Below are 20,806 nucleotides of genomic sequence, written 5' to 3' on the forward strand. Positions count from 1 at the left end.
GCGCCTCACGAGGGACTATGCGGGGGTTATCAGCCCGCCAGCGTCCACTCCTGTGCGTTCCACACGATGCCCGTCTGGCCACCGAAGTAGGTGACACCGGTCACGGAACCGTTGTCGGCGAACAGACCCGGCGACTGGAACAGCGGCAGGCCGTAGAAGTCCTGCGCCGTCGCGGCGTCGATCTGCACCTTGAGGTCGGCCAGCTCGTCGGCGTCGACCGTCACCTGGCTCTGGTCGACGAGCGCGTCGACCTCGGCGTTGCTGTAGTTGTTGTAGTTTCCGCCACCGCCGGTCTTGAAGATCTGCGGGAGAGCGGCGTTACCGGCGCCCGGCGAGACCCATCCGAAGATGGACGCGTCGTAGCTGCCGCTGCCGAGGAGCGAGCTCCAGTCCGGCGAGCCGGCGTCCTCGATCACGAAGCCCGCCTGCTGGGCCGACTGCTGGATGGCGCGGAAGCTGTCGACACGGTTCGGGTTGTTCGTGTTGTAGAGGATGCGCACCGTCGGGGTGGCACCGGCGAGCAGCGCACGCGCGCCCTCGATGTCGGGCTCCGTGTACTGGTCGTAGCCGCTCGCCTCGACGGCGGTGGTGTACTGGTCGCCGTCCGTCGGCAGGAAGATCTGCGAGTTCAGGACCTCGGCCTCGGGGTTCACCGGGGTGACGATGGACTCGAGGATCTGCTGACGCGGGATCGTCTTGAGGAAGGCCTCGCGGACGTTGGCGTCGGCGAAGACACCGCCGAAGCTCAGGTCGACGTGGTCGTACGCGAGCTGGTCGCCGGAGTGCACGGTGGCGTTGGCGTTCTCGAGCGCGGTGAGCGTGTCGGCGGAGGCCTGCGGCTGGATGGCCTGCACCTCGCCGTTCTGGAGGGCCGTGACCTGCGCGTTCGAGTCGCCGATGAAGCGGATGATCAGCTGGTCGTAGGCGGGCGACATGTCACCCGTGTACTCGGGGTTCTTGCCGAGCGTGATGCTCTGCTCCGCGGTGAAGTCCGTCACGATGAACGGACCGCTCGCGACGAGGAGGCTCTCGTCGGTCGGCATCGACGTGACGTCGTAGCCGGTGTTCCAGAAGTCCGCCGCGGCCTTGAGCGTCGCGTTGGTCTCGACGGGGGCCTCGGGGTTGCCCTCGGGGAGGGTGTTCAGCAGCTCGATGAAGTCGGCCTCCGAGACGCCCGCCTTCTCGGCGAGGACGTGGGCCGGCTTGCCGATCGGGTTGAACAGCTCGTAGTCCACGTAGGGCGTGCCGTAGGTGATCGTCATCGACATGTTGTCGTCGCCGATCTCCGGGAACGAGGTGGTGTCGAGACCGGCGGTGCTGCCGGCGAGGCTGAAGTACTGCGTGCCGCCGTTGGTCACGTCGCCCGTGCTGGCGTCGAGGACCGCGTCGTCGTAGTAGCCCGAGGAGATGGCCCAGTTGACGAGCATGTCATCCGCGTTGATGGGCTCGCCGTCGGACCAGGTGAGGCCCTCGTTCAGGGTGTACTTCACCGTGAGCGGGTCCTCGGAGACCGTCTCGTAGGTGCCGAAGTCGGTGTTGGGGAGAACGCTGAAGTCGCTGTCCAGGCGCAGGAAGCCGCCGAGGCCGAGGCCGCCGCTGACACCGGTCAGGTAGCCGACCATGCCGTTGGTGTCGAGGTTCGCCTCGGGGGTGTCGCCGTTGAACGAGGTGAAGGCGTTCGTCGTCGCGATGGTGATCGTGCCACCCTCGCTCGAGCCGGAGTCGCCACCGTTGCTGTCTTGGGTGGTCGTGCAGCCGGCGAGGGCGAGGGCCGCGATCGCGACTCCTGCTCCCGCCGTCAGTGCGCGGTTGCGCCGCGTGAATTCGGACACGTGTCCTCCTGGTGAGGTGCGGGTTTCGGCCGCGCTCGCCCGAGGGAAAGGGCGGCCGGGGATAGGGAAACGATAAGTAAACGATTCGCGATGGTCAAAACTTCGGCGGCAACCGTTACACACCTTTAACCTGTGGCCGGATGTGCAGAGCAAAGTGCGCAGACCGGCCTTCTCGGCGGAATTCGAGATCTTTTCGAACACCCGCTATGGACGGGCCATGTTCTGCCGGATGCCGGGACCGGCCGCGGCCGGGGCGGTGTTGAATCGCAGGTGTGAAGTGGCATCCCTCCGTCGACGCTCCCACCGGACCGTTCCCGCCGGCCCTCGCCCCCGGTGACCGCGCCCAACGGGGACTCGGGTGGGAGATCGCGCTCGTCCTGCTCGTGAGCGTCGGGCAGTCCGCGATCTATTCGATGGTGTCGTTCCTGCGGGCGTCGTTGCGGGCGCCGATCTCGCAGCAGCAGGCGCAGCTGAACCCGTCGCGCGCGGCGGAGCCCGTCTGGGACGCCGTCTACCAGTTCCTCGACATCTTCTTCTCTCTCGCCCTGGTCGCCCTCGTCGTCTACCTGCTGTGGGAGCCGACGGGGAACGCCCTCCGCCGCATCGGGCTGGACTTCCGCGGCTTCGGCGTCGACGTGCTCCGCGGTCTGCTCCTGGTGGCGGTCATCGGGGCGCCGGGCATCGGCGTCTACGCGATCGGCCGCTCCATCGGGCAGAGCATCGCGGTCGTCCCGGCGCCGCTCGACTCCTCGTGGTGGGTGATCGCGCTCCTGGTCCTCGCCGCCCTGCGCGCCGGCCTCACCGAGGAGGTCATCTTCCTCGGCTACCTCTTCGACCGGCTGCGACGGCTCGGGTGGTCGTGGACGTGGGTGATCGTGTCGACCGCGCTCCTGCGCGGGAGCTACCACCTCTACCAGGGCTGGCCCTCGGCCCTCGGGAACGTCGTCATGGGCCTCGTGTTCGGCTGGTGCTACAAACGGTGGGGCCGCGTGATGCCCTTGGTCGTCGCGCACACCGTCATCGACATCGTCGCCTTCGTCGGCTACCCGCTCGCGGCCGCCTGGTGGCCCGCGATCTTCGCCCCGCCTGCGTCGTGACCGGCGCGGTCGACGGGATTCAGGATGCCGCGGGCGTCCAGTCCCAGAACGCCGGCGGGACGCCGTCCGGCTCGGACGTGTAGGTCACTCCCCCGACGCCGTCCTTCACGGCGACCGCTCCGGTCCGCTCCAGCAGCGGGACCCCCGCGAAGGTGCCGAAGAGGGCGCGGTCGATCTGCTTGGCCTGCTCCAGCACCCCCACGGGGTCGGTCTCGACGCGCAGGCGTGCGAAGGCGGCGACGGCGTCCGCCGGGTCCACCCCTCGGGCCAGTCGATCCCGCGCCGACCGGTAGAGGCTCTCGTCCTCCCCCACCCAGGTGAGCGAGGCGTCGGGGATCTCGCCGGCGGCGGGACCGCGGACGGTGATGCCGGCGCGCGACGCCATGGTCGTGATCTGCGCGAACACCGCCGCCGACACCGGGTCGTCGGAGTCGTGGGCGATGCGCACCGTCGCGGGCTCGCCGTCCAGGGCGGCCTGCGCGCCGTCGACGTCGGCGCCCGTGCCGGGCGCCCCGTTGCCGGAGACGAGGTCCGTGTACAGCTCCCCCGTCGCGGGCGAGCTGAGGAACGACTGCAGCGGCTGCGCATCGGGTCGGGCCGGGCGGATGACGTCGTCGACGAGCGCCTGCCGGTCGATGGCCAGCGAGACCGCCTCGCGGAGCGACGGCAGGGTGCCCGGAGTGAAGCGGAGCTGCAACGCCTGCGTCGTGGGGCCGGCGAGCACCTGCACGCCGGCCTGCTCGAGTGTGGCGATCTCGGAAGCGTCCACGTCCCCCAGGTTGGCGAGGTCGACCTGCCCGCTCTCGACGGCGTCGAGCTGCGCCGCGCGGTCCGGATAGAAGCGGACGATCAGCTCGCTGACCTCGGGCTCGTGCTCGCCCTCGTAGTCATCGCGGCGCTCCAGCGTGAGCTGCTCCGGGGTGACGGCGGCGACCGTCCATGGACCGGCCGCGACCGCTGCCGTGGGATCGGCCGCCTCGCCCTCGGGCACGTCGAAGCCCGTGTTCCAGGCCGCCGCGGCGGCGGCGAGCACGGGATTGGGGGTGGTGGGGGCCGCGGGGTTCCCCGGAGGTGCGGTGCGGATGGCCGTCATGAGGTCGCTCACCGACACGCCGGCGCGCTCGGCCACGACGTGGACCGGGCGGTCGAGAAGCCACTGGCGGTTCCAATCGGCGAAGGGCTCGTCGTAGCGCAGCGTGAGCGTGTCGCTCGTGCGATCGACGGAGGGACGCGCGGTCCGGCCGATGTCGTCGAGCTGCGCCGCGGTGTCGAAGTAGCGGGTGCCGGACACGACGTTCCCCGCGTCATCGTAGGTCGCGTCGTCGAACCAGTGCGACGTGACCGCCCAGCCGAAGAGGAGGTCGTCGACCGAGACGGGGGTGCCGTCGGACCACGTGCGGTCGGGGAAGATCTCGTACGTCACCGTCAGCGGGTCGTTCTCGACGCGGGTGATGCGGCCGAGCCCCTTGTTGGGCACGACCTGGAGGTCGCCGTCGAGGGATCCGAGCCGCTCGTCCATGAGTGCGGACACGGCGCGGTTCGCGGCCGTGTCGCCGGTCGCCGTCGCCGCGTTGAAGCTGGTCAGCTCGCCGACGACCCCGATGCTCACGCGCGTGGGTGCGGCGGGTTCCTCCCGCGCCGCCTGTTCCGGCGGGGTACACCCGGTGAGGGCGACCGCCGCGGCGATCAGCACGGCGGTCAGGCGCAGGCGGCCGGTCGTGTCGAGTTTCTGCCCGTGGTGCACGTCGGCACCCTATCGTCCGCCGCTATGCCGCCCGCTGTGAGGCGGGCGGCAGGAGCCGGCCGGCGAGAAACGCTCTCCGCCCCGAGAAACGCCGGGTGTGCGCGTTTCTCGGTGCAGAGAGCGTTTATCGAGGGGATGCCGCGCGGCACCTCACCCGTCGGAGCGGAGGTGCCGCGCGGCGTCGCACTACCGGCGGTCAGGCGAACGCCTCGGGCGGCGGGCAGGAGCAGACGAGGTTCCGGTCGCCGTACGCCTGGTCGATGCGGCGCACCGGCGGCCAGTACTTGCCGCGCACGAGCGAGCGCACCGGGTACACAGCGGTCTCGCGCGAGTAGGGGTGGTCCCACTCGCCCACCACGACCGTCTCGGCCGTGTGCGGAGCGTTCACCAGCGGGTTGTCGTCCGCCGGCCACTCCCCCGCCGCGACCGCGAGGGCCTCCTGCTTGATGGCGATCATGGCATCCACGAACCGGTCCAGCTCGGCGAGGTCCTCGCTCTCCGTCGGCTCGACCATCAGGGTGCCGGCCACGGGGAACGACATGGTCGGCGCGTGGAAGCCGTAGTCGATGAGGCGCTTGGCGACGTCGTCGACGGTGACACCGGTCTGCTCCTTGAGCGGACGCAGGTCGAGGATGCACTCGTGCGCGACGAGCCCGCCCTCGCCGGCGTAGAGCACCGGGTAGTGCTCGCGCAGACGCACCGCGATGTAGTTGGCCGACAGCACCGCGGCGGCGGTCGCCTGCCGCAGGCCCTCGGCGCCCATCATGCGGACGTACGCCCATGAGATGGGGAGGATCCCCGCGGAGCCGTACGGCGCGGCCGACACCGGGCCGCCGTCGAACACCCCGCCCGCGTGCGCGGCGCGCTGCGAGAACGGGTGCGACGGAAGGAACGGCGCGAGGTGCGCCTTCGCCGCGACCGGACCGACGCCCGGGCCGCCGCCGCCGTGCGGGATGGCGAACGTCTTGTGCAGGTTGAGGTGCGAGACGTCGCCGCCCAGGTCGCCGAAGCGGGCGAAGCCGAGCAGGGCGTTGAGGTTGGCGCCGTCGACGTAGACCTGCCCGCCGGCGTCGTGCACGGCCCGCGTGATGTCGAGGACGTCGTGCTCGTACACGCCGTGGGTCGAGGGGTAGGTGATCATCAGCGCCGACAGTGCCTCGGCATGCTGCGCGATTTTCGCGCGCAGGTCGTCGAGGTCCACGTTGCCGGCCTCGTCGCACGCGACGACGACGACCCTCATGCCGGCGAGGATCGCCGAGGCCGCGTTCGTGCCGTGCGCCGATGACGGGATGAGGCAGACGGTGCGGTCCTCGTCGCCGCGGGACAGGTGGTAGCCGCGGATCGCGAGGAGGCCGGCCAGCTCACCCTGTGAGCCGGCGTTCGGCTGCAGCGACACCGCGTCGTACCCGGTGACCTCGGCGAGCCAGCGCTCGAGCTGGTCGATCATCTCGAGGTAGCCGTGCACGTCCGCCTCGGGGGCGAACGGGTGCACCCGCGAGAACTCCGGCCACGACACCGCGGCCATCTCCGTCGCCGCGTTCAGCTTCATCGTGCAGGAGCCGAGCGGGATCATGCCGCGGTCGAGCGCGTAGTCGCGGTCGGCGAGCGACTTGAGGTAGCGCATCATCGACGTCTCGCTGCGATGCGTGTGGAAGACCGGGTGCGTCAGGAACTCCTCGACGCGGTGCAGCGCCTCGTCGACGCCGCGCAGCGCGATCGCGCCGTCGAGGTCGACGACGCCGGACGGCAGCCCGAACGCGCCGAGCACCTGCGCGACGTCGGCCGGTGTGGTGGTCTCGTCCACCGACACCCCCACGGTGTCGTCGTCGACCCGGAGCAGCTGGATGCCGGCATCCCGAGCCCGTCCGACGACCTCCTGCGCACGCCCGGGGACGCGAGCGCGCACGGTGTCGAAGAACGCGTCGTCGACGAGGTCGACGCCGGCGGAGCGCAGACCGGATGCCAGGGCGTCCGCGGTCCGCGCGACGCGGGAGGCGATCGCGGTCAGCCCCTGCGGGCCGTGGTACACCGCGTACATCGCCGCCATGACGGCGAGGAGCACCTGCGCGGTGCAGATGTTGGACGTCGCCTTCTCGCGTCGGATGTGCTGTTCGCGCGTCTGCAGTGACAGGCGGTAGGCCGGGTGCCCGGCGGCATCCTGAGACACGCCGACCAGGCGCCCGGGGAGCTGGCGCTCGAGACCGGCGCGCACCGCCATGTATCCGGCGTGCGGTCCGCCGAAGCCGAGCGGGACGCCGAAGCGCTGCGTCGTCCCCACGGCGATGTCGGCGCCGAGGGAGCCGGGCGAGCGCAGCAGGGTGAGCGCGAGCAGGTCGGCCGCGGCCACGACGAGCCCGCCCGCGGCGTGGACGGCCTCGGCGACGGTCGAGAAGTCCCACACGCGGCCGGTGGCGCCGGGGTACTGGACGAACGCGCCGAACGCCGAGTGGAGGTCGCCGCTGAACGACGTCTCCTCGATGCGGATGCCGACGGCCGCCGCGCGGTGATGCAGCAGGGCCTTGGTCTGCGGGAGGGCATCGACGTCGACGAGGAAGACGTCGGTCTTCGCCTTCGACGCGCGTCGGGCCACGAGCATGCCCTCGACGACGGCGGTGGACTCGTCGAGCATCGAGGCGTTCGCCGTGGCGAGGCCCGTCAGGTCGGTGACCATCGTCTGGAAGTTGATGAGCGCCTCGAGACGTCCCTGCGAGATCTCCGGCTGGTAGGGCGTGTACGCGGTGTACCAGGAGGGGTTCTCGAGCACGTTCCGCGCGATCACCGACGGGGTGAGGGTGTCGTAGTAGCCGAGGCCGATCATCGGCCGGGCGCTCCGGTTGGCGGTCGCGAGCGCGCGCAGCTCGGCCAGAGCCTCGGCCTCCGTGGCGGCCGGGGGCAGCGAGCTCGTCGCGCGGGGCTGAACGTGGATGGATGCCGGCACGGCGGTCTCGACAAGCGCCTCGACGCTGTCGTAGCCGACGACCTCGAGCATGCGGGCCTGCGCGTCCGCGTCGATGCCGATGTGACGGTCGACGAAGACGGCGGGCGTTCCCGCGGCGGTGCGCGGAGGGAGAAGGGTGCTCATGCGGTGAGCTCCTCGTAGGCGGCGCGGTCGAGCAGGCCGTCGGGCAGCCCGCCGTCGATGCGGATCTTGACGAGCCAGCCGCCGCCGAACGGGTCGGCGTTCACGAGCGACGGGTCGTTCACCACGGCGTCGTTGACCTCGACGACGGTGCCGTCGAGGGGCGCGTAGAGCTCGCCGACCGACTTGGTCGACTCGATCTCGCCGCACACGTCGCCGGAGGCGACCGCTGCGTCGGCGGAGGGCAGGTCGACGAAGACGACGTCGCCGAGCTTCTCTGCGGCGAAGTCGGTGATGCCGACCGTCGCGATGTCGCCGTCGAGGGAGATCCACTCGTGCTCGGAGGTGTAGCTGAGGGCGGTGAGGTCGGTCATTCGTTTCTCCGGTAGAAGGGCAGGGCGGTGACGGTGGCGGGGATGCGGGTCCCGCGCACGTCGATGGTCAGTTCGGTTCCGGGCGCGGCGGACGTCGGGGTGACGAACGCCATGGCGACGGGGTGTCCGAGGGTGGGGCTGAGGGCTCCGCTGGTGATCTCGCCGACGGCGGTGTCGCCCTGGAGGACGGTGTAGCCGGCGCGGCCGGCGCGGCGTCCCTCCGAGACGAGCCCGACCAGGACGGGAGCGTCCGCGGGACCGGACGACAGGCCGTCCTTGCCGACGAAGACCGGCTTGTCGGATGCCGCGACGCGACCGAGTCCGGCCTGCGCGGGCGTGATGTCGCGGGACAGCTCGTGTCCGTAGAGCGGCATCCCGGCCTCGAGGCGGAGGGTGTCGCGCGCCGCGAGGCCGCACGGCACGAGTCCCGCGTCCCCGCCGGCGGCGAGCACGGCGTCCCACAGCGCACCAGCCTGGGCCACGGGGATGAGGAGCTCGTAGCCGTCCTCCCCGGTGTAACCGGTCCGGGCGACGAAGAGCGGAGCGCCGTCGAACGTCCCGTCGGTCCAGGCGTAGTAACCCAGGTCGTCGAGGGCGGTCCCGGTGATCTCGACCTTCGGGGTGGAGCTCAGGATGCCACGCGCCTCCGGTCCCTGCAGGGCGATGAGCGCGAACTGGTCGGTGACGTCCTCGACGACGGGCAGGTCCGCGCCCGAGACGAGGGCGAAGTCGCGTCCGTCCGCGCGCTCCGCCAGGAAGGCGCGGGCGGTCGGCCAGGTCTGCGCGACGCGGTCGAACGCCGCGTTGACGGCATCCCGGTTGCCGGCGTTGGCGATGACGAGGAAGTTCTCGGGGCCGGTGCGGTAGACGATGACGTCGTCCACGATGCCGCCGCTGTCCGCGAGGACGAGCGAGTACTTCGCCTTCCCGATCTTCATCGTGGAGATGCGGCCGGCGAGCACGTAGTCGAGGAAGCCGGGTGCGGCCTCGCCGTGGACGAGCAGCTCGGCCATGTGGGAGATGTCGAACAGGCCCGCGGCGCGGCGCACGGCGTGATGCTCGGCGAGGTCGGAGGTGTAGCGCACGGGCATGTTCCAGCCGCCGAAGTCGGTGAACGAGGCGCCGAGGGCCTCGTGCCGGTCGTGCAGCGGCGAGGTGCGCGGTGGAGCGGGGGTGTCGGTCATGAGTTCTGCCGTTCGCGATGACGGTCAGACGCCGGGCGGCGTCTGAGTGAACTCCCCCTCTGTCATGGGCCTGAGAGTTTCACCGCGCGGAACGCGCGGCTTTCACCGTCGGCGGACCCGGGAAGGTGCATCCGGGTCTCTTTCCAGAGTGGCCCGATCGACGCGGTACGCGTACCTGAGAGATTGGCGGGGAGGCTTGCTCCTTCGGTGCCCGGCTGCGTTCGCCGGAGCTCTCCCGCATCGATCATGGGGCCGTGTGGACTTGTGCGGCTCAGCCTACTGGCTGTCGCCGCTGCTCACAGCCCCGCCCCGCGGTCAATACGGGCTCCCCGGCCAGATGTCGTGGGGCAGGCAGAAGCATGCGGAGAAGGAGTTGACCGAAAGCTCTGCTCGGACGCGGTCGTAGCGGACGATCCACAGCGTGCCATCGTCGCTCCGCACGTCGAGCAGTTGGTCGCCTTGATCCTCACGAGATGCCGTCGCGAAACCCGATTGCCTAGCGAGAACAGCTCCAATGGGGTCGAGAACAGCCCCGGGGTCTGGGTCATTGGCAATCTCCGCCGCAGCGAACCCGGACCACGAGTGACCACCGTCACCACAGCTCAGGAAGGAGCCCGCCTCGATCTGATGACGAGAGATGACGAACTGCGCGGGTACGGCGTCGACGATCTGATTCTCGACGGCCTGCGTCACTCTCTTCGCCTCGGCGACATCCAAATCCTCGTTCACGCGAGCCCCACCGGGTGCACATGCCGACAGAATCGTCGCCGCCAGGACAGTTGTCGCCAAAGCCGAGAAGCGAGCCGGGATTCCGTGTTTCAATACGAGCCCCCCATTGTCGGAAGCCACGCGGGGCCCGTCGATACCTGCAACTCAAGCGAAGAACGGGTCAATAGTGGTCGCCGGGCCAAATGTCGTCGGGGAGGTGGAAGCAGGGCGATCCGGAGTGAATCACGACGAGACCATCTTCGCGCAGGTAACGCACGATCCAGAGACCCCCCTCTTCATTTCGGACGTCTACGATGGCGTCCCCCTGCGCCTCACGCGTCGACGTGGAGAAGTCGTCTCGGCCAGCGAACTTGGCGACGACCGGGCCTAACACCTCCTCAGCCTCCGGGTTTCCAATGATCTCGACGCGAAGGGAACCCGTCCAGGAATGGCCGCCTCGACCACAGGAGAGGAACAGCCCCTTCGGTTTCTGCGCGACATTATCGACAAAAGGCAACGGGATGGCGTCGGCCATCAGAATCTCCACCGATTGAGTTGATTGTTTCGCCTCGTCAGCCGTGAGGTCATTGTCCACCACGGATTGCTCCTTCAGGCACCCTGAAAGTATGAATGACAGGCCCACAATCGTCACGACAAGGGAGGGCAATACTCGCCTCATTTTTTGATCACCCCCCAAATTTCATTGAGCGCGACGAGGTTCTCCTCGCTATTGCTCGCGATCAGGTTGTGGTTGTAGAGCGGATGGGTCGTGAGGGGCACGAATGTGGGGTAAGGCACCGTGGGGTCTTGGAACAAGACCGCGAAGTCACCAGGCAGATCGAAGACATGCGAGTCGAAGGACGAGCTCCAGACGGAGCCGTTCGAGCGCGGTGCGCCCTGCGTCCTGCACGGTGGCGGCTGCGTCAGGTTCGACCTGCGCCGCGTCGCGCTCGAACACGCTCGGACCCTCCAGACGGGCAATCTCGTCGGCCGCATTCCCTGTGACCGCCCCGCGGTTAATACGGACTCCCCGGCCAGATGTCGTCGGGGCGTCGAAATCCGTCGGTTCCGAAGGCGTGTCGGGTCAGTAACTGTCTCCTGGCCATATCTCGTCGGGGAGATGAAAGCAAGCCGAAGCGGAATCGACCGACAATTCCCTACGCCTCCGTTCGTAGCTAACAATCCACAATGCACCTTCCTCGTTTGAAATGTCCAGAACCCGGTCGCCCAGGCTGTCGCGGTATTGCGCCTCAAACCCCCTCCTGTTTTCAAACTCCGCCATTACCGGGTCGAGCAGTGCGGCCGCGTCCGGATCACCGGTGATCTGCGCCCGGATGAAACCCGACCACAGGTAACTGCCGTCCACACAACTGAGGAAAGATCCGGCCGCCAGCTGCTCGATGGTGCCCACGTACTCACCCGGCAGCCTCTCGACGATTTCACGCTCCACCGCCTGAGTGGAGGCTTTCGCATCCGAAACGGTCAATTCGTCATTCACGTTCGTCCTTCCGTTACATCCGGAGAGCGTCACGATGAAAGACACGGTGACGAATACAACAGCCAGCCATTTCCGATCAGTCATCAAGAATTCTCCTACGCATCTCATTCAGCGCTGGCAGGTTCGACGGGCTGTCCTGGGCGATTAAGTTGTGGTTGAAGAGCGGGTGGATTGTCGCTGGAATGCCGACCGGATCCAGGACATTCGGATCATCGAGGGATGCCCGGAAGTCCCCCTGCCGCGCGAACACGTGAGACTCGAAGCTCTGACTCGTATCAGGATTGCGGCCCTCGCCTACCGGCAGGACATCCTGCGCCATCGAGAGCGCGTCCACGTAGCTCCAGTGGAAGTAGTCGGTACCCCCGGACGCCGTCCAGTCCGGCGGGACCCACGCACCGGCGAGCGAATGAACCTGGTCGTAGTGCACCCCGGCCGCCTCGCTTCCGGTGAGCGGGACCAACCCCCAGCTGTGCCCCATGCCGATCTGACTCGCGGCTTTCAACGACGCGTCGCTGTCCAGCTCGGTCCGGAAGCCCGCGAGGTCGGATGCCGCCGGCGCTGCCCGTTCCTGCCCATTCGCCTCAAGGATGCCCGCGGCCTGCCCGGTCATGCCGGAGTTCTCGTCGTCGCCGGGGAACTCGGTCCCCTTCCAGACGAACGCAACGTCCACGACACCACGACCCACCATCCATCCCGCCACCTGTTGCACCTCGTTGCGATAGAACGAATGACGTGTGGTGAAGGTGCCGGGCACGTACGTCAGGACGCGCTTCGTGTCGGGGCCGGGCGTGCCGATCATCTCGACGATCTCGTCGTCCTCGGGCCGGAAGAGGAAGAGCTGGACCTCACCCTTATCGACGCGGTCGAGGTACGCGATCTCCGCGCGGAGCCGGTCGACGGCGGCGCGCCGCTCGACCCGCACCGTCTCGGCGGCGTCCGGTCCGAGATTCGCCGCGTCCCGCTCGAACTCCCCCGGCGCGTCCAGTCGGGCCAACTCCGCCGCCGCCTCCGCGCGTCGACGTTGGGCGTTGCGCCGGTTCGCGGCCACGCGGTCGAGCGGGGGGACCCCGCCCAGCGCGCCCACCAGTTCCGGCGCCCCCGCCACGAGCGCGGCGCGCGCGCGATCGTCGAGCGTGTCCCACCACTGCCGGACGGCCTCCGCGGACGGCGGCTTGTTCTCGAGGAGGTCCCGCCACTCCGGATGCCGGCGCAGAAGGTCCTCGACGTGGCGGGCGTCTCCCGCGGCGAGCGCCGCGAGGTAGATCAACGTCGTATCGTCGGTGAACGCCGCCGCCCGCGTCGCGAACGGCACCGGTGGCCCGACGGTCACGGCGCGGTCGCCGAATCGCGCCACCGCCCACGGCGGCACTCCGAGCCGCGCGAGGTCCGAGCGGGCCTCCTCGATGACGGCGTCGATCTGTCGACGGAGGTGCCGGCTCTGTTCCTGGAGATCCGTCCCGGCGCCCGGGGAAGCCTCGTCGATGTCCAGGGCAGCGACCATCCGTTGGTGCGCCTCCACCTCACCAGCGAGCTGGTCGCGCTGCTGCTTCAGTCTCAGCATCTGCTCCGCCACCTGGTCGAGGATGTCCGCGACCTGCACCGACATCTCCACTGTCGCCGTCATCGCTTCGTGCACGGTCTGCATCTGCGACAGCAGCTCGGTGGTCTGCGGCGACTCGACCGTTGCGGGCAGACCGTTCCACGCCGACGACACATCCGTGGACGCCGCGTGCACGGCCGCCGCGCCGGACCGCAGCCGCTCGACCTCGGCGGTCAGCGCCTGCGGATCTATCGGCAGGTCCGGGACGTCGGCGGCAGAGGTCACCATGGACGCCATCCATCCGCGCCGCTCGCCGTCTCGCCCCGGGTGGCTTCGGCCGCCATCTCCGCGTCCGCCCGGCAGAAGGCGGCGACCGCCTCCTGCGCCGCCCCCAGGACCGCTCCCCCGTGCTCGACCGCCGCCCGGCAGCCGCGCCCCACCGGTCCGGTCAGCGACTCGTACGCGCCGGCGAGACCGTTCGCCCGGGAGAGCGCCTCGCCGACGTCGCGCAGCGCGGAGCGCGCGGCATCCACCGTCCGCCTCAGCTCGTCGAGCCCCTTCGCCACGACGGAGGAGAGGTCGAGGAACCCCGCTGGGTCGATCGCATACCGTTCATCCACGCGGCGACCGTATGCACCCCCGGCTGGCGAGTCCGGGAAGACGCGGAGCGGCGGCGCGCGGGTGATACCGGCTCAGTCGGTCGTGCAGCTCCCGGAGGGAACGGCCGCGGAGAGCGCGCCCGCCTGGGCGAGGACGGGGTCGAGCTCGGTCGTCGTCATGGCGTAGCCGACGTTCTCGTCGTTCTCGCTGCGGGCGAAGACCACACCCGCGACTTCACCCGACGGCGTCAGCAGTGGTCCCCCGGAGTTACCCGGTCGCACGATGCCGCCGAGGGCGTAGATGTCGCGCGGAGCGGTCGCCGTGCCGTAGATGTCGGGCACCGGCACGGTCCCCACCGACAGCACCTGGGCGCTGCCGGAGGTGAACGGACCGCCGTACGGATAGCCCTGCACGACCGCCGCCGCGCCGACGCCGAGGGTCGGGACGACCGTCAGGGGGGTGGCATCCAGTCCGTCCACCGCGATCACGGCGAGATCGTCGTTCGGGTCGAAGTACACGACGCGGCCTTCGCGGGCGGCCTGTCCCGGCAGTTCGACGAGCGGCACGTCGACTCCCGCGACGACGTGGGCGTTGGTGACGACGCGGTCGTCCGCGACGACGAACCCGGTCCCGCTGGCGGTGATGCCGCACGCGTAGGCGGTGCCGCTGATCCGGGCGACGGACTGCGCCGCCCGGGTGAGCGCGGGGTCGTCGAGGGCGATCTCGGGGGCGGTCGGGATCTCGCCGATCTCGATCAGCTCGCCCAGGCGCGGGATGCCGTCGCCGAGGATCGTTCCGCGGATCTCGGCGAGCGCGACCCGCACGGGTTCCGGGGTGATGCGGTCGATGGTGCGGACGACCGTCGACGAGGCGAGGGCGGCGGAGATGACCGGCATGCCGGCGGTCGTGATCGCGCCCGCGATGAAGGACAGGGCCAGCGCCCCGGCGGCCAGGTTCATCGCCCCGCCGAGGAGTCGTTCGGGGACGCGCAGCTTGATGCGGTCGACGCCGCGACGCGCCGCGCGGCCGATGGCGCTGCCGATGCCGGCGCCGATGATCAGCAGCAGGACGCCTGCGCCGAGGATGGCGGCGCCGCGCCACTGCGGGTCCGTCACGTACTGCGCGACGAGCGGGGTGACCCAGTAGGCCGCGATCCCGCCGACGGCGAGACCGGCGAAGAAGCCGACCGTGGCGAGGAAGCCACGGGCGATGCCCACGATGAAAGCGATCGCCAGCAGCGCGATCAGGGCGATGTCGATGATCGGCATCCGCACCTCCAGAGTCCTCCGGCCAGCGTACGGCTCACCCCTGTGAGACAGCCGGAGCGACGAGGCTTTGCCCTTCGAGTCGGTATGACACTAAGATCGTCGCGGAGATATGGTCACCATGACACGAAGTGAGCTCGACACCACCCGCGACGACGGCATCCGCGTCGCGGTCTCGACCGTGATCTTCAGTGTCCGCCGGGGGGAGCACGACGACCCGGTGCTGTCGCTCCCCCTCGTCCGCCGCACGCGCGATCCGTTCGGCGGCCGGTGGGCACTGCCCGGCGGATGGCTCGCGCCGGACGAGAGCCTGGATGCCGCGGCATCCCGCACCCTCGCCGAGACGACGGGACTCACGCCGAGCTACCTGGAGCAGCTGTATGCGTTCGGCGCGGTCGACCGCTCCCCCACTCGCGTGGTGTCCATCCTGTACTGGGCGCTGCTGCGGGCCGACGAGGTCGATGCCCAGGTCGCCGCGCACGCCCGCGACGGGGACGCCCCCGAGAACGTCGAGTGGTTCGATGCGACGCGGCTGCCCGCGCTGGCGTTCGACCACAACGACATCGTCGAGTACACGCTGTGGCGTCTGCGCAACAAGGTCGGCTACAGCCGGATCGCCCACGGACTGCTCCCGGACGAGTTCACCCTCGCCGACCTGCGCGAGGTCAACGAGACGATCCTCGGCCGCCGCCTCGACCCGGCGAACTTCCGTCGTCAGGTCGACACCTCGAACACCCTCATCCCGACGGAGCGCTTCCGTACCGGCAGCCACCGTCCCGCCCGCCTGTACCGCTACAACCGTGATGTCGAGCTGGCCGATCGCGGCCCGCTCACCCGTCCTTGATCGGAACACCCATGAGTGCGACACCCCTCACCCTGCAGTCCCGCCCGGCGACCGACCCCTCCGTCGACCACGCCATCCAGGCGATCGTCTCCGGCGCGTCGACGGACAGCACGTGCTCGACGGACCTCGCCGTCGGCCCGTGGGACTTCGACACCCGCCCGGGCTACGGTCCCGGCTCCTCGATGGGTGACGTCATCCCCACCGGCGCTCCGCGACAGGGCGAGCTGCCGGCCGCGTACCGGGAGGCCTCGGACGAGGAGCTGGACGCCCGCATCCGCGCGGCCAAGGCCACCCTCGGCGACCGGGTCGTCGTCCTCGGGCACTTCTACCAGCGCGAAGAGGTCGTCCGGCACGCGGACTACGTGGGCGACTCCTTCCAGCTCGCCGGCGCCGCTAAGTCCCGTCCCGAGGCGGAGGCCATCGTCTTCTGCGGCGTCCACTTCATGGCCGAGACCGCGGACCTGCTCTCCCGGCCCGAGCAGGCCGTGATCCTGCCGAACCTGGCGGCCGGCTGCTCGATGGCCGACATGGCCGACATCGACCAGGTCGAGGAGTGCTGGGAGCAGCTCGCGGACGTGCTGGGCGACCTGGAGACCCCGGATGCCGCCGGCCTCCTCCCCGTGATCCCCGTCACCTACATGAACTCCAGCGCCGCCATCAAGGGCTTCGTCGGTCGGCGCGGCGGGATCGTGTGCACCTCGTCGAACGCGCGGACCGTCCTCGAGTGGGCGTTCGAGCGGGGCCGTCGGGTCCTGTTCTTCCCGGACCAGCACCTCGGCCGCAACACCGCCAAGGCGATGGGTGTCCCCCTGGACCGGATGCCGATGTGGAACCCGCGCAAACCGCTCGGCGGCTCCTCGCCCGAGGCCATCGACGACAGCCGCGTCATCCTCTGGCACGGCTTCTGCTCGGTCCACCGCCGCTTCACCGTCGACCAGATCGACAAGGCGCGCGCCGAGCACCCCGGCGTGCGCGTCATCGTGCACCCCGAATGCCCGATGGAGGTCGTCGACGCCGCGGACGAGGCCGGGTCCACCGACGTGATCCGCAAAGCCATCGCGGCGGCGACCGAGCCGACGACCTTCGCCGTCGGGACCGAGATCAACCTCGTGCAGCGCCTGGCCGCACAGTACCCGCAGCACGAGATCTTCTGCCTCGATCCCGTCGTCTGCCCGTGCTCCACCATGTACCGCATCCACCCGGGCTACCTTGCCTGGGTCCTGGAGTCGCTCGTGGCCGGCGAGGTCGTCAACCGCATCACGGTCCCGTCCTCGGTCGCCGACCCCGCCACCGTCGCCCTCGAGCGCATGCTCGCCGCCCAGCCGCACGGCGCCGTGAAATGACCACCGTCGTCGTCGTCGGCAGCGGCATCGCCGGGCTCACGGCCGCGCTGCACGCGCATGAGGCCGGGGCCGACGTCACGGTCGTCACCAAGGGCGCCCTCGCCGACACCAACACGCGGTGGGCCCAGGGCGGGATCGCCGCGGTGACCTCCCCCGGCGACTCCGTCGACGCCCACGCCGCCGACACGCTGCGGGCCGGCGCGGGACTCGCGGACGACGCCGCCGTCCACGTGCTGGTCTCCGCCGGCCCGGACCGGATCGACGAGCTCGTCCGTCGGGGGGTCGCGTTCGACCGGACCGCGGGCGGAGACCTCGCCCGGGGGCTCGAAGCCGCCCACGGGATGCCGCGGGTCCTGCACGCGGGCGGCGACGCCACCGGTGCGGAGATTCAAGGCGCACTCGGCACGGCGGTGCGCGCGGCCGGGATCGAGGTGCGGGGGCACGCCGCCCTCCGGGACCTCCTCGTCGTCGACGGACATGTCGCGGGCGTGACCCTCGTCGTGGATGGAGCGACAACCGAGCTCCGGGCCGATGCCGTCGTCCTCGCCACCGGCGGAGCGGGGCAGCTCTACGCGCACACGACGAACCCGGCCGGAGCCACGGGCGACGGCATCGCCGCGGCCATCCGCGCCGGCGCCGCGGTCGCGGACCTCGAGTTCGTGCAGTTCCACCCGACCGCCCTCGCCGTCGGCGAGCCCTTCCTCGTCTCCGAGGCGGTGCGCGGCGACGGGGCCGTCCTCGTCGACGACGACGGCCGCCGCTTCGCCTTCGACGCCCACCCGGACGGGGAGCTGGCCCCGCGCGACGTCGTGGCCCGCGCCAACGCGCGCGCGATGGCCGCTCAGGACGGCCGCCCCGTCCGCCTGGACGCCACGGCCCTCGGCGCGGAACGGCTGGCCTCCCGCTTCCCCACGATCGACGCGGCCGTCCGGGCGCGGGGTCTGGACTGGAGCCGCGCCCCCATTCCTGTCACTCCCGCCGCGCACTACCTCATGGGCGGTGTCGTCACCGACCTCGACGGCCGGACCACGATCCCCGGTCTCTACGCCGTGGGCGAGACCGCCCGGACGGGCGTGCACGGCGCGAACCGGTTGGCATCCAACTCCCTCCTCGAGGGGGCCGTCTTCGGGGCGCGGGCCGGGGATGCCGCCGGGCGACCGGTCTCGGACGGGTGGCCCGGGGATGCCGCCGGGCGATCGGTCTCGGACGGGTGGCCCGTCGTGCCCGCGGTCGGGCTGCCGGCTCCGGAGCCCGTGGCGCCGAGCGCCGACGCGCCGCCGTTCTCGCGCGAGACGCTGCAGCAGCTGCTGTGGGACGCCGCCGGGCTGATCCGCGACGGCGACGGACTCGACCGCGCGGCCGGGATCCTCGCGGCATGGCGGGCCGCCGGAGCCCCGTCCTCGCTCGAGGACGACAACCTCCTCCTCGTGGCGGCGCACGTCGTCGACGCCGCCCGCGCGCGGACCGGCTCGGTCGGCGCGCACTTCCGCTCCGACGCCCCCGCGACCGCCGCGGCGGGGCGCACGTCCGCGGCATCCATCCCCTCGCCCTCGGAGGCCTTCGCATGCTGACCCGCACCGCCATCGACCGTGTCGTCGCCGCCGCCCTGGAGGAGGACGCGCCGTGGGGCGACCTGACGAGCGAGGCGCTCATCCCGGCGGACGCGACCGCCCAGGCCGATCTCGTCGCCCGGGAGCCCGGCGTCTTCAGCGGCGGTGCCGTGTTCGCGGCCGCCTTCGCGCTCACCGACCCGTTCGTCGACGTGCGCCTGAGCGTGGCGGACGGGGCCGTCTTCGCGGCGGGCGACGTGCTCGCGGTCGTGTCCGGTCCCGCGCGCGCCGTGCTGACCGCGGAACGGATCGGGCTGAACTTCGTGCAGCGCATGTCCGGCATCGCGACGCTGACGAGCCGCTACGTCGCCGAGGTCGAGCACACCGGCGCCCGCATCGTCGACACGCGGAAGACCACCCCCGGCCTACGGATGATCGAGCGCCAGGCCGTCCGCGACGGCGGCGGGCACAACCACCGGTACTCGCTGTCGGACGCCGTCATGGCCAAGGACAACCACCTCGCCGTCCTCACGGCGAGCGGGGTTCCCGTCACGCAGGCGCTGCAGAGCGCGATCGCCCGGCTCCCGCACACCACCCACGTCGAGGTCGAGGTCGACCGCCTCGACCAGATCGACGCGGTGCTCGCGGCCGGCGTCGACACGATCATGCTGGACAACTTCTCGCTCGCCGACCTCCGCGCCGGCGTCGAACGCATCGCCGGCCGCGCCCAGGTCGAGGCCTCCGGCGGCGTGACCCTCGAGACCGTGCGGGCGATCGCCGAGACGGGGGTCGACGTGATCTCCGTCGGGGCGCTGACGCACTCCGCACCCGCCCTCGACCTCGGTCTCGACGTCCGCATCACGGTCTGAGGGCATGACTCTCTACCTCGACAACGCCGCCACCACCCCGGTCCGCCGCGAGGTGCTGGAGGCCATGGCGCCGTACCTCACCCGCTGGTTCGGCAACCCGTCGAGCACGCATGAGGTGGGCGAGGCGGCCGCGACCGCACTGGCGGACGCCCGCACCCGCGTCGCGGCCGTGCTGGGGATGCGCACGCGGGACGTCCTGTTCACCTCGGGCGGCACGGAGTCCAACAACGCGGCGGTCAAGGGCATCGCCCTGGGCGCCCTCCCGCGTGGGCGACGTCACGTGGTCACCACGGCCATCGAACACGAGTCCGTCCTCGCCTCGGCCGACTACCTCCACCGCCTGCACGGGTTCGACGTGACCCACGCCCCCGTCGACGGTGACGGCGTGCTGACCCCCGCCGCGCTGGCGGCCGCGCTCCGGGACGACACCGCCCTGGTGAGCGTCGGCTACGCCAACAACGAGGTCGGCACGGTGCAGGACGTCGCCGCCCTCGCGGCGGTCGCGCACGAGCGCGGCGTACCGGTCCACGTCGACGCGGTGCAGGCGGCCGGCTGGCTCCCCCTCGCGGATCTCGGCGCCGACGCGCTCACCATCGCCGGCCACAAGATCGGCGCTCCGAAAGGCACCGGCATCCTCGCGGTGCGGGGACGCGTCCCCCTCGAGCCGCTCCTCCACGGGGGCGGGCAGGAGGGCGGACGGCGGTCCGGCACCCCCGACGTCGCCGGCGCCGTGGCGCTCGCGACGGCCCTCGAGCTCGCAGAGGGCGAGCGGGTCGCCGAGGCCGAACGCGTCAGCGCGATCCGCGACGCGTTCATCGCCCGCGTGTGCACCCTCGTGCCCGGCGCGCGACTCACCGGACACCCCACCCGACGGCTCCCGGGGACGGCCAGCTTCGTCTTCCCCGGGGTCAACGGCGAGACGGTCCTGCTGGAGCTGGAACGCCGCGGCGTCGTCTCATCGAGCGGCTCGGCCTGCGCGGCCGGGAGCGACGAGGCGTCACACGTCCTGCTCGCCCTCGGCATCGCGCACGACGACGCCCGCACGGCGGTGCGGTTCACCCTGCCGCACGGGTTGCGCGACGACCTCCGCCCGGTGGCCGACGCCGTGGCGGCCTCCGTCGCCGCCGTGCAGTCCGCGTAAGCCGAGGTTCCGCTCTGCTGGTGTTCGACCGGTATGTCCCACTATGTGCAGATCCAGCGGCCCGGAGCTGCACAAAGTGGGACACCGGCGCTCTTACCAGCGGACCCCCGACCGGCGTGTCCCACAATGTGCAGATCC

17 protein-coding genes and 2 riboswitches are annotated in these 20,806 nt (G+C 70.8%); of the genes, 6 read left to right on the forward strand and 11 right to left on the reverse strand.

Going from position 1 to position 20,806, the window contains the following annotated elements; genetic code table 11:
* Window positions 1-29 precede the first annotated feature (29 nt).
* Window positions 30-1,832 carry an ABC transporter family substrate-binding protein gene (locus ACO03V_RS04865; protein WP_423136808.1) on the reverse strand — a complete coding sequence of 601 codons (1,803 nt, stop codon included), beginning with the start codon at window positions 1,830-1,832 and terminating at the stop codon, window positions 30-32.
* A gap of 272 nt (window positions 1,833-2,104) precedes the next feature.
* On the opposite strand from ACO03V_RS04865, the gene ACO03V_RS04870 reads away from it, so the two are divergent.
* Entirely contained in the window at window positions 2,105-2,929 is an 825-nt protein-coding gene (locus tag ACO03V_RS04870) for a CPBP family intramembrane glutamic endopeptidase (RefSeq protein WP_423136809.1), read from the forward strand.
* A gap of 19 nt (window positions 2,930-2,948) precedes the next feature.
* On the opposite strand, the gene ACO03V_RS04875 is transcribed toward ACO03V_RS04870, so the two are convergent.
* From ACO03V_RS04875 to ACO03V_RS04920, 10 genes are all read right to left on the reverse strand, one after another.
* On the reverse strand, window positions 2,949-4,673 hold the full coding sequence (locus ACO03V_RS04875) for an ABC transporter substrate-binding protein (RefSeq protein WP_423136810.1): 1,725 nt from the start codon (window positions 4,671-4,673) through the stop codon (window positions 2,949-2,951).
* Window positions 4,674-4,869: 196 nt separating this feature from the next.
* On the reverse strand, window positions 4,870-7,755 hold the full coding sequence (gcvP, locus tag ACO03V_RS04880; RefSeq protein WP_423136811.1) for an aminomethyl-transferring glycine dehydrogenase: 2,886 nt from the start codon (window positions 7,753-7,755) through the stop codon (window positions 4,870-4,872).
* Window positions 7,752-8,126 carry a glycine cleavage system protein GcvH gene (gcvH, locus tag ACO03V_RS04885; RefSeq protein WP_423136812.1) on the reverse strand — a complete coding sequence of 125 codons (375 nt, stop codon included), beginning with the start codon at window positions 8,124-8,126 and terminating at the stop codon, window positions 7,752-7,754. The genes gcvP and gcvH overlap by 4 nt, the downstream gene beginning before the upstream one ends.
* Window positions 8,123-9,310 (reverse strand): glycine cleavage system aminomethyltransferase GcvT, encoded by a 1,188-nt coding sequence (locus tag ACO03V_RS04890; RefSeq protein WP_423136813.1) that lies wholly within the window; start codon window positions 9,308-9,310, stop codon window positions 8,123-8,125. The genes gcvH and ACO03V_RS04890 overlap by 4 nt, the downstream gene beginning before the upstream one ends.
* A gap of 49 nt (window positions 9,311-9,359) precedes the next feature.
* Window positions 9,360-9,463, reverse strand: a riboswitch (glycine riboswitch).
* Window positions 9,464-9,558, reverse strand: a riboswitch (glycine riboswitch).
* A 67-nt stretch (window positions 9,559-9,625) separates the two neighbouring features.
* Complete coding sequence (locus tag ACO03V_RS04895; protein WP_423136814.1) at window positions 9,626-10,039, reverse strand: hypothetical protein; 414 nt, start codon at window positions 10,037-10,039, stop codon at window positions 9,626-9,628.
* Window positions 10,040-10,199: 160 nt separating this feature from the next.
* Window positions 10,200-10,616, reverse strand: a complete 417-nt coding sequence (locus ACO03V_RS04900) for a hypothetical protein (protein ID WP_423136815.1) — start codon at window positions 10,614-10,616, stop codon at window positions 10,200-10,202.
* 486 nt (window positions 10,617-11,102) lie between these two features.
* Complete coding sequence (locus tag ACO03V_RS04905; protein ID WP_423136816.1) at window positions 11,103-11,600, reverse strand: hypothetical protein; 498 nt, start codon at window positions 11,598-11,600, stop codon at window positions 11,103-11,105.
* Window positions 11,593-13,344 carry a hypothetical protein gene (locus ACO03V_RS04910; RefSeq protein ID WP_423136817.1) on the reverse strand — a complete coding sequence of 584 codons (1,752 nt, stop codon included), beginning with the start codon at window positions 13,342-13,344 and terminating at the stop codon, window positions 11,593-11,595. The genes ACO03V_RS04905 and ACO03V_RS04910 overlap by 8 nt, the downstream gene beginning before the upstream one ends.
* Complete coding sequence (locus ACO03V_RS04915; RefSeq protein ID WP_423136818.1) at window positions 13,338-13,676, reverse strand: hypothetical protein; 339 nt, start codon at window positions 13,674-13,676, stop codon at window positions 13,338-13,340. The genes ACO03V_RS04910 and ACO03V_RS04915 overlap by 7 nt, the downstream gene beginning before the upstream one ends.
* 72 nt (window positions 13,677-13,748) lie before the next feature.
* Window positions 13,749-14,924: a MarP family serine protease gene (locus tag ACO03V_RS04920; RefSeq protein ID WP_423136819.1), complete on the reverse strand. Its 1,176-nt coding sequence runs from the start codon at window positions 14,922-14,924 to the stop codon at window positions 13,749-13,751.
* A gap of 118 nt (window positions 14,925-15,042) precedes the next feature.
* Here ACO03V_RS04920 and ACO03V_RS04925 point away from each other — a divergent pair, with 118 nt between their 5' ends.
* Genes ACO03V_RS04925 through ACO03V_RS04945 form a run of 5 tightly spaced genes read left to right on the forward strand, consistent with a single transcriptional unit; the run spans window position 15,043 to window position 20,668 of the window.
* Window positions 15,043-15,765 carry an NUDIX hydrolase gene (locus ACO03V_RS04925; protein WP_367726442.1) on the forward strand — a complete coding sequence of 241 codons (723 nt, stop codon included), beginning with the start codon at window positions 15,043-15,045 and terminating at the stop codon, window positions 15,763-15,765.
* An 11-nt stretch (window positions 15,766-15,776) separates the two neighbouring features.
* Window positions 15,777-17,108 (forward strand): quinolinate synthase NadA, encoded by a 1,332-nt coding sequence (gene nadA / locus ACO03V_RS04930; RefSeq protein ID WP_423136820.1) that lies wholly within the window; start codon window positions 15,777-15,779, stop codon window positions 17,106-17,108.
* Window positions 17,105-18,679 carry an L-aspartate oxidase gene (gene nadB, locus ACO03V_RS04935; protein WP_423136821.1) on the forward strand — a complete coding sequence of 525 codons (1,575 nt, stop codon included), beginning with the start codon at window positions 17,105-17,107 and terminating at the stop codon, window positions 18,677-18,679. Before nadA ends, nadB begins: the two co-directional genes overlap by 4 nt.
* Window positions 18,673-19,527 carry a carboxylating nicotinate-nucleotide diphosphorylase gene (gene nadC, locus ACO03V_RS04940; RefSeq protein ID WP_367726439.1) on the forward strand — a complete coding sequence of 285 codons (855 nt, stop codon included), beginning with the start codon at window positions 18,673-18,675 and terminating at the stop codon, window positions 19,525-19,527. The genes nadB and nadC overlap by 7 nt, the downstream gene beginning before the upstream one ends.
* A 4-nt stretch (window positions 19,528-19,531) precedes the next feature.
* On the forward strand, window positions 19,532-20,668 hold the full coding sequence (locus ACO03V_RS04945; protein WP_423136822.1) for a cysteine desulfurase family protein: 1,137 nt from the start codon (window positions 19,532-19,534) through the stop codon (window positions 20,666-20,668).
* The last annotated feature ends 138 nt before the right edge of the window (window positions 20,669-20,806 follow it).

The organism is Microbacterium sp. HMH0099, from assembly GCF_049384025.1.
Lineage (GTDB): Bacteria > Actinomycetota > Actinomycetes > Actinomycetales > Microbacteriaceae > Microbacterium.

Coding starts and splice junctions, on each gene's coding strand:
- gcvH (WP_423136812.1), bottom strand. CDS start 8,126: ATGACCGACCTCACCGCCCTCAGCTACACCTCCGAGCACGAGTGGATC.
- ACO03V_RS04905 (WP_423136816.1), bottom strand. CDS start 11,600: ATGACTGATCGGAAATGGCTGGCTGTTGTATTCGTCACCGTGTCTTTC.
- ACO03V_RS04910 (WP_423136817.1), bottom strand. CDS start 13,344: ATGGTGACCTCTGCCGCCGACGTCCCGGACCTGCCGATAGATCCGCAG.
- nadB (WP_423136821.1), top strand. CDS start 17,105: ATGACCACCGTCGTCGTCGTCGGCAGCGGCATCGCCGGGCTCACGGCC.
- nadA (WP_423136820.1), top strand. CDS start 15,777: ATGAGTGCGACACCCCTCACCCTGCAGTCCCGCCCGGCGACCGACCCC.
- ACO03V_RS04945 (WP_423136822.1), top strand. CDS start 19,532: ATGACTCTCTACCTCGACAACGCCGCCACCACCCCGGTCCGCCGCGAG.
- ACO03V_RS04890 (WP_423136813.1), bottom strand. CDS start 9,310: ATGACCGACACCCCCGCTCCACCGCGCACCTCGCCGCTGCACGACCGG.
- ACO03V_RS04925 (WP_367726442.1), top strand. CDS start 15,043: ATGACACGAAGTGAGCTCGACACCACCCGCGACGACGGCATCCGCGTC.
- ACO03V_RS04920 (WP_423136819.1), bottom strand. CDS start 14,924: ATGCCGATCATCGACATCGCCCTGATCGCGCTGCTGGCGATCGCTTTC.
- nadC (WP_367726439.1), top strand. CDS start 18,673: ATGCTGACCCGCACCGCCATCGACCGTGTCGTCGCCGCCGCCCTGGAG.
- gcvP (WP_423136811.1), bottom strand. CDS start 7,755: ATGAGCACCCTTCTCCCTCCGCGCACCGCCGCGGGAACGCCCGCCGTC.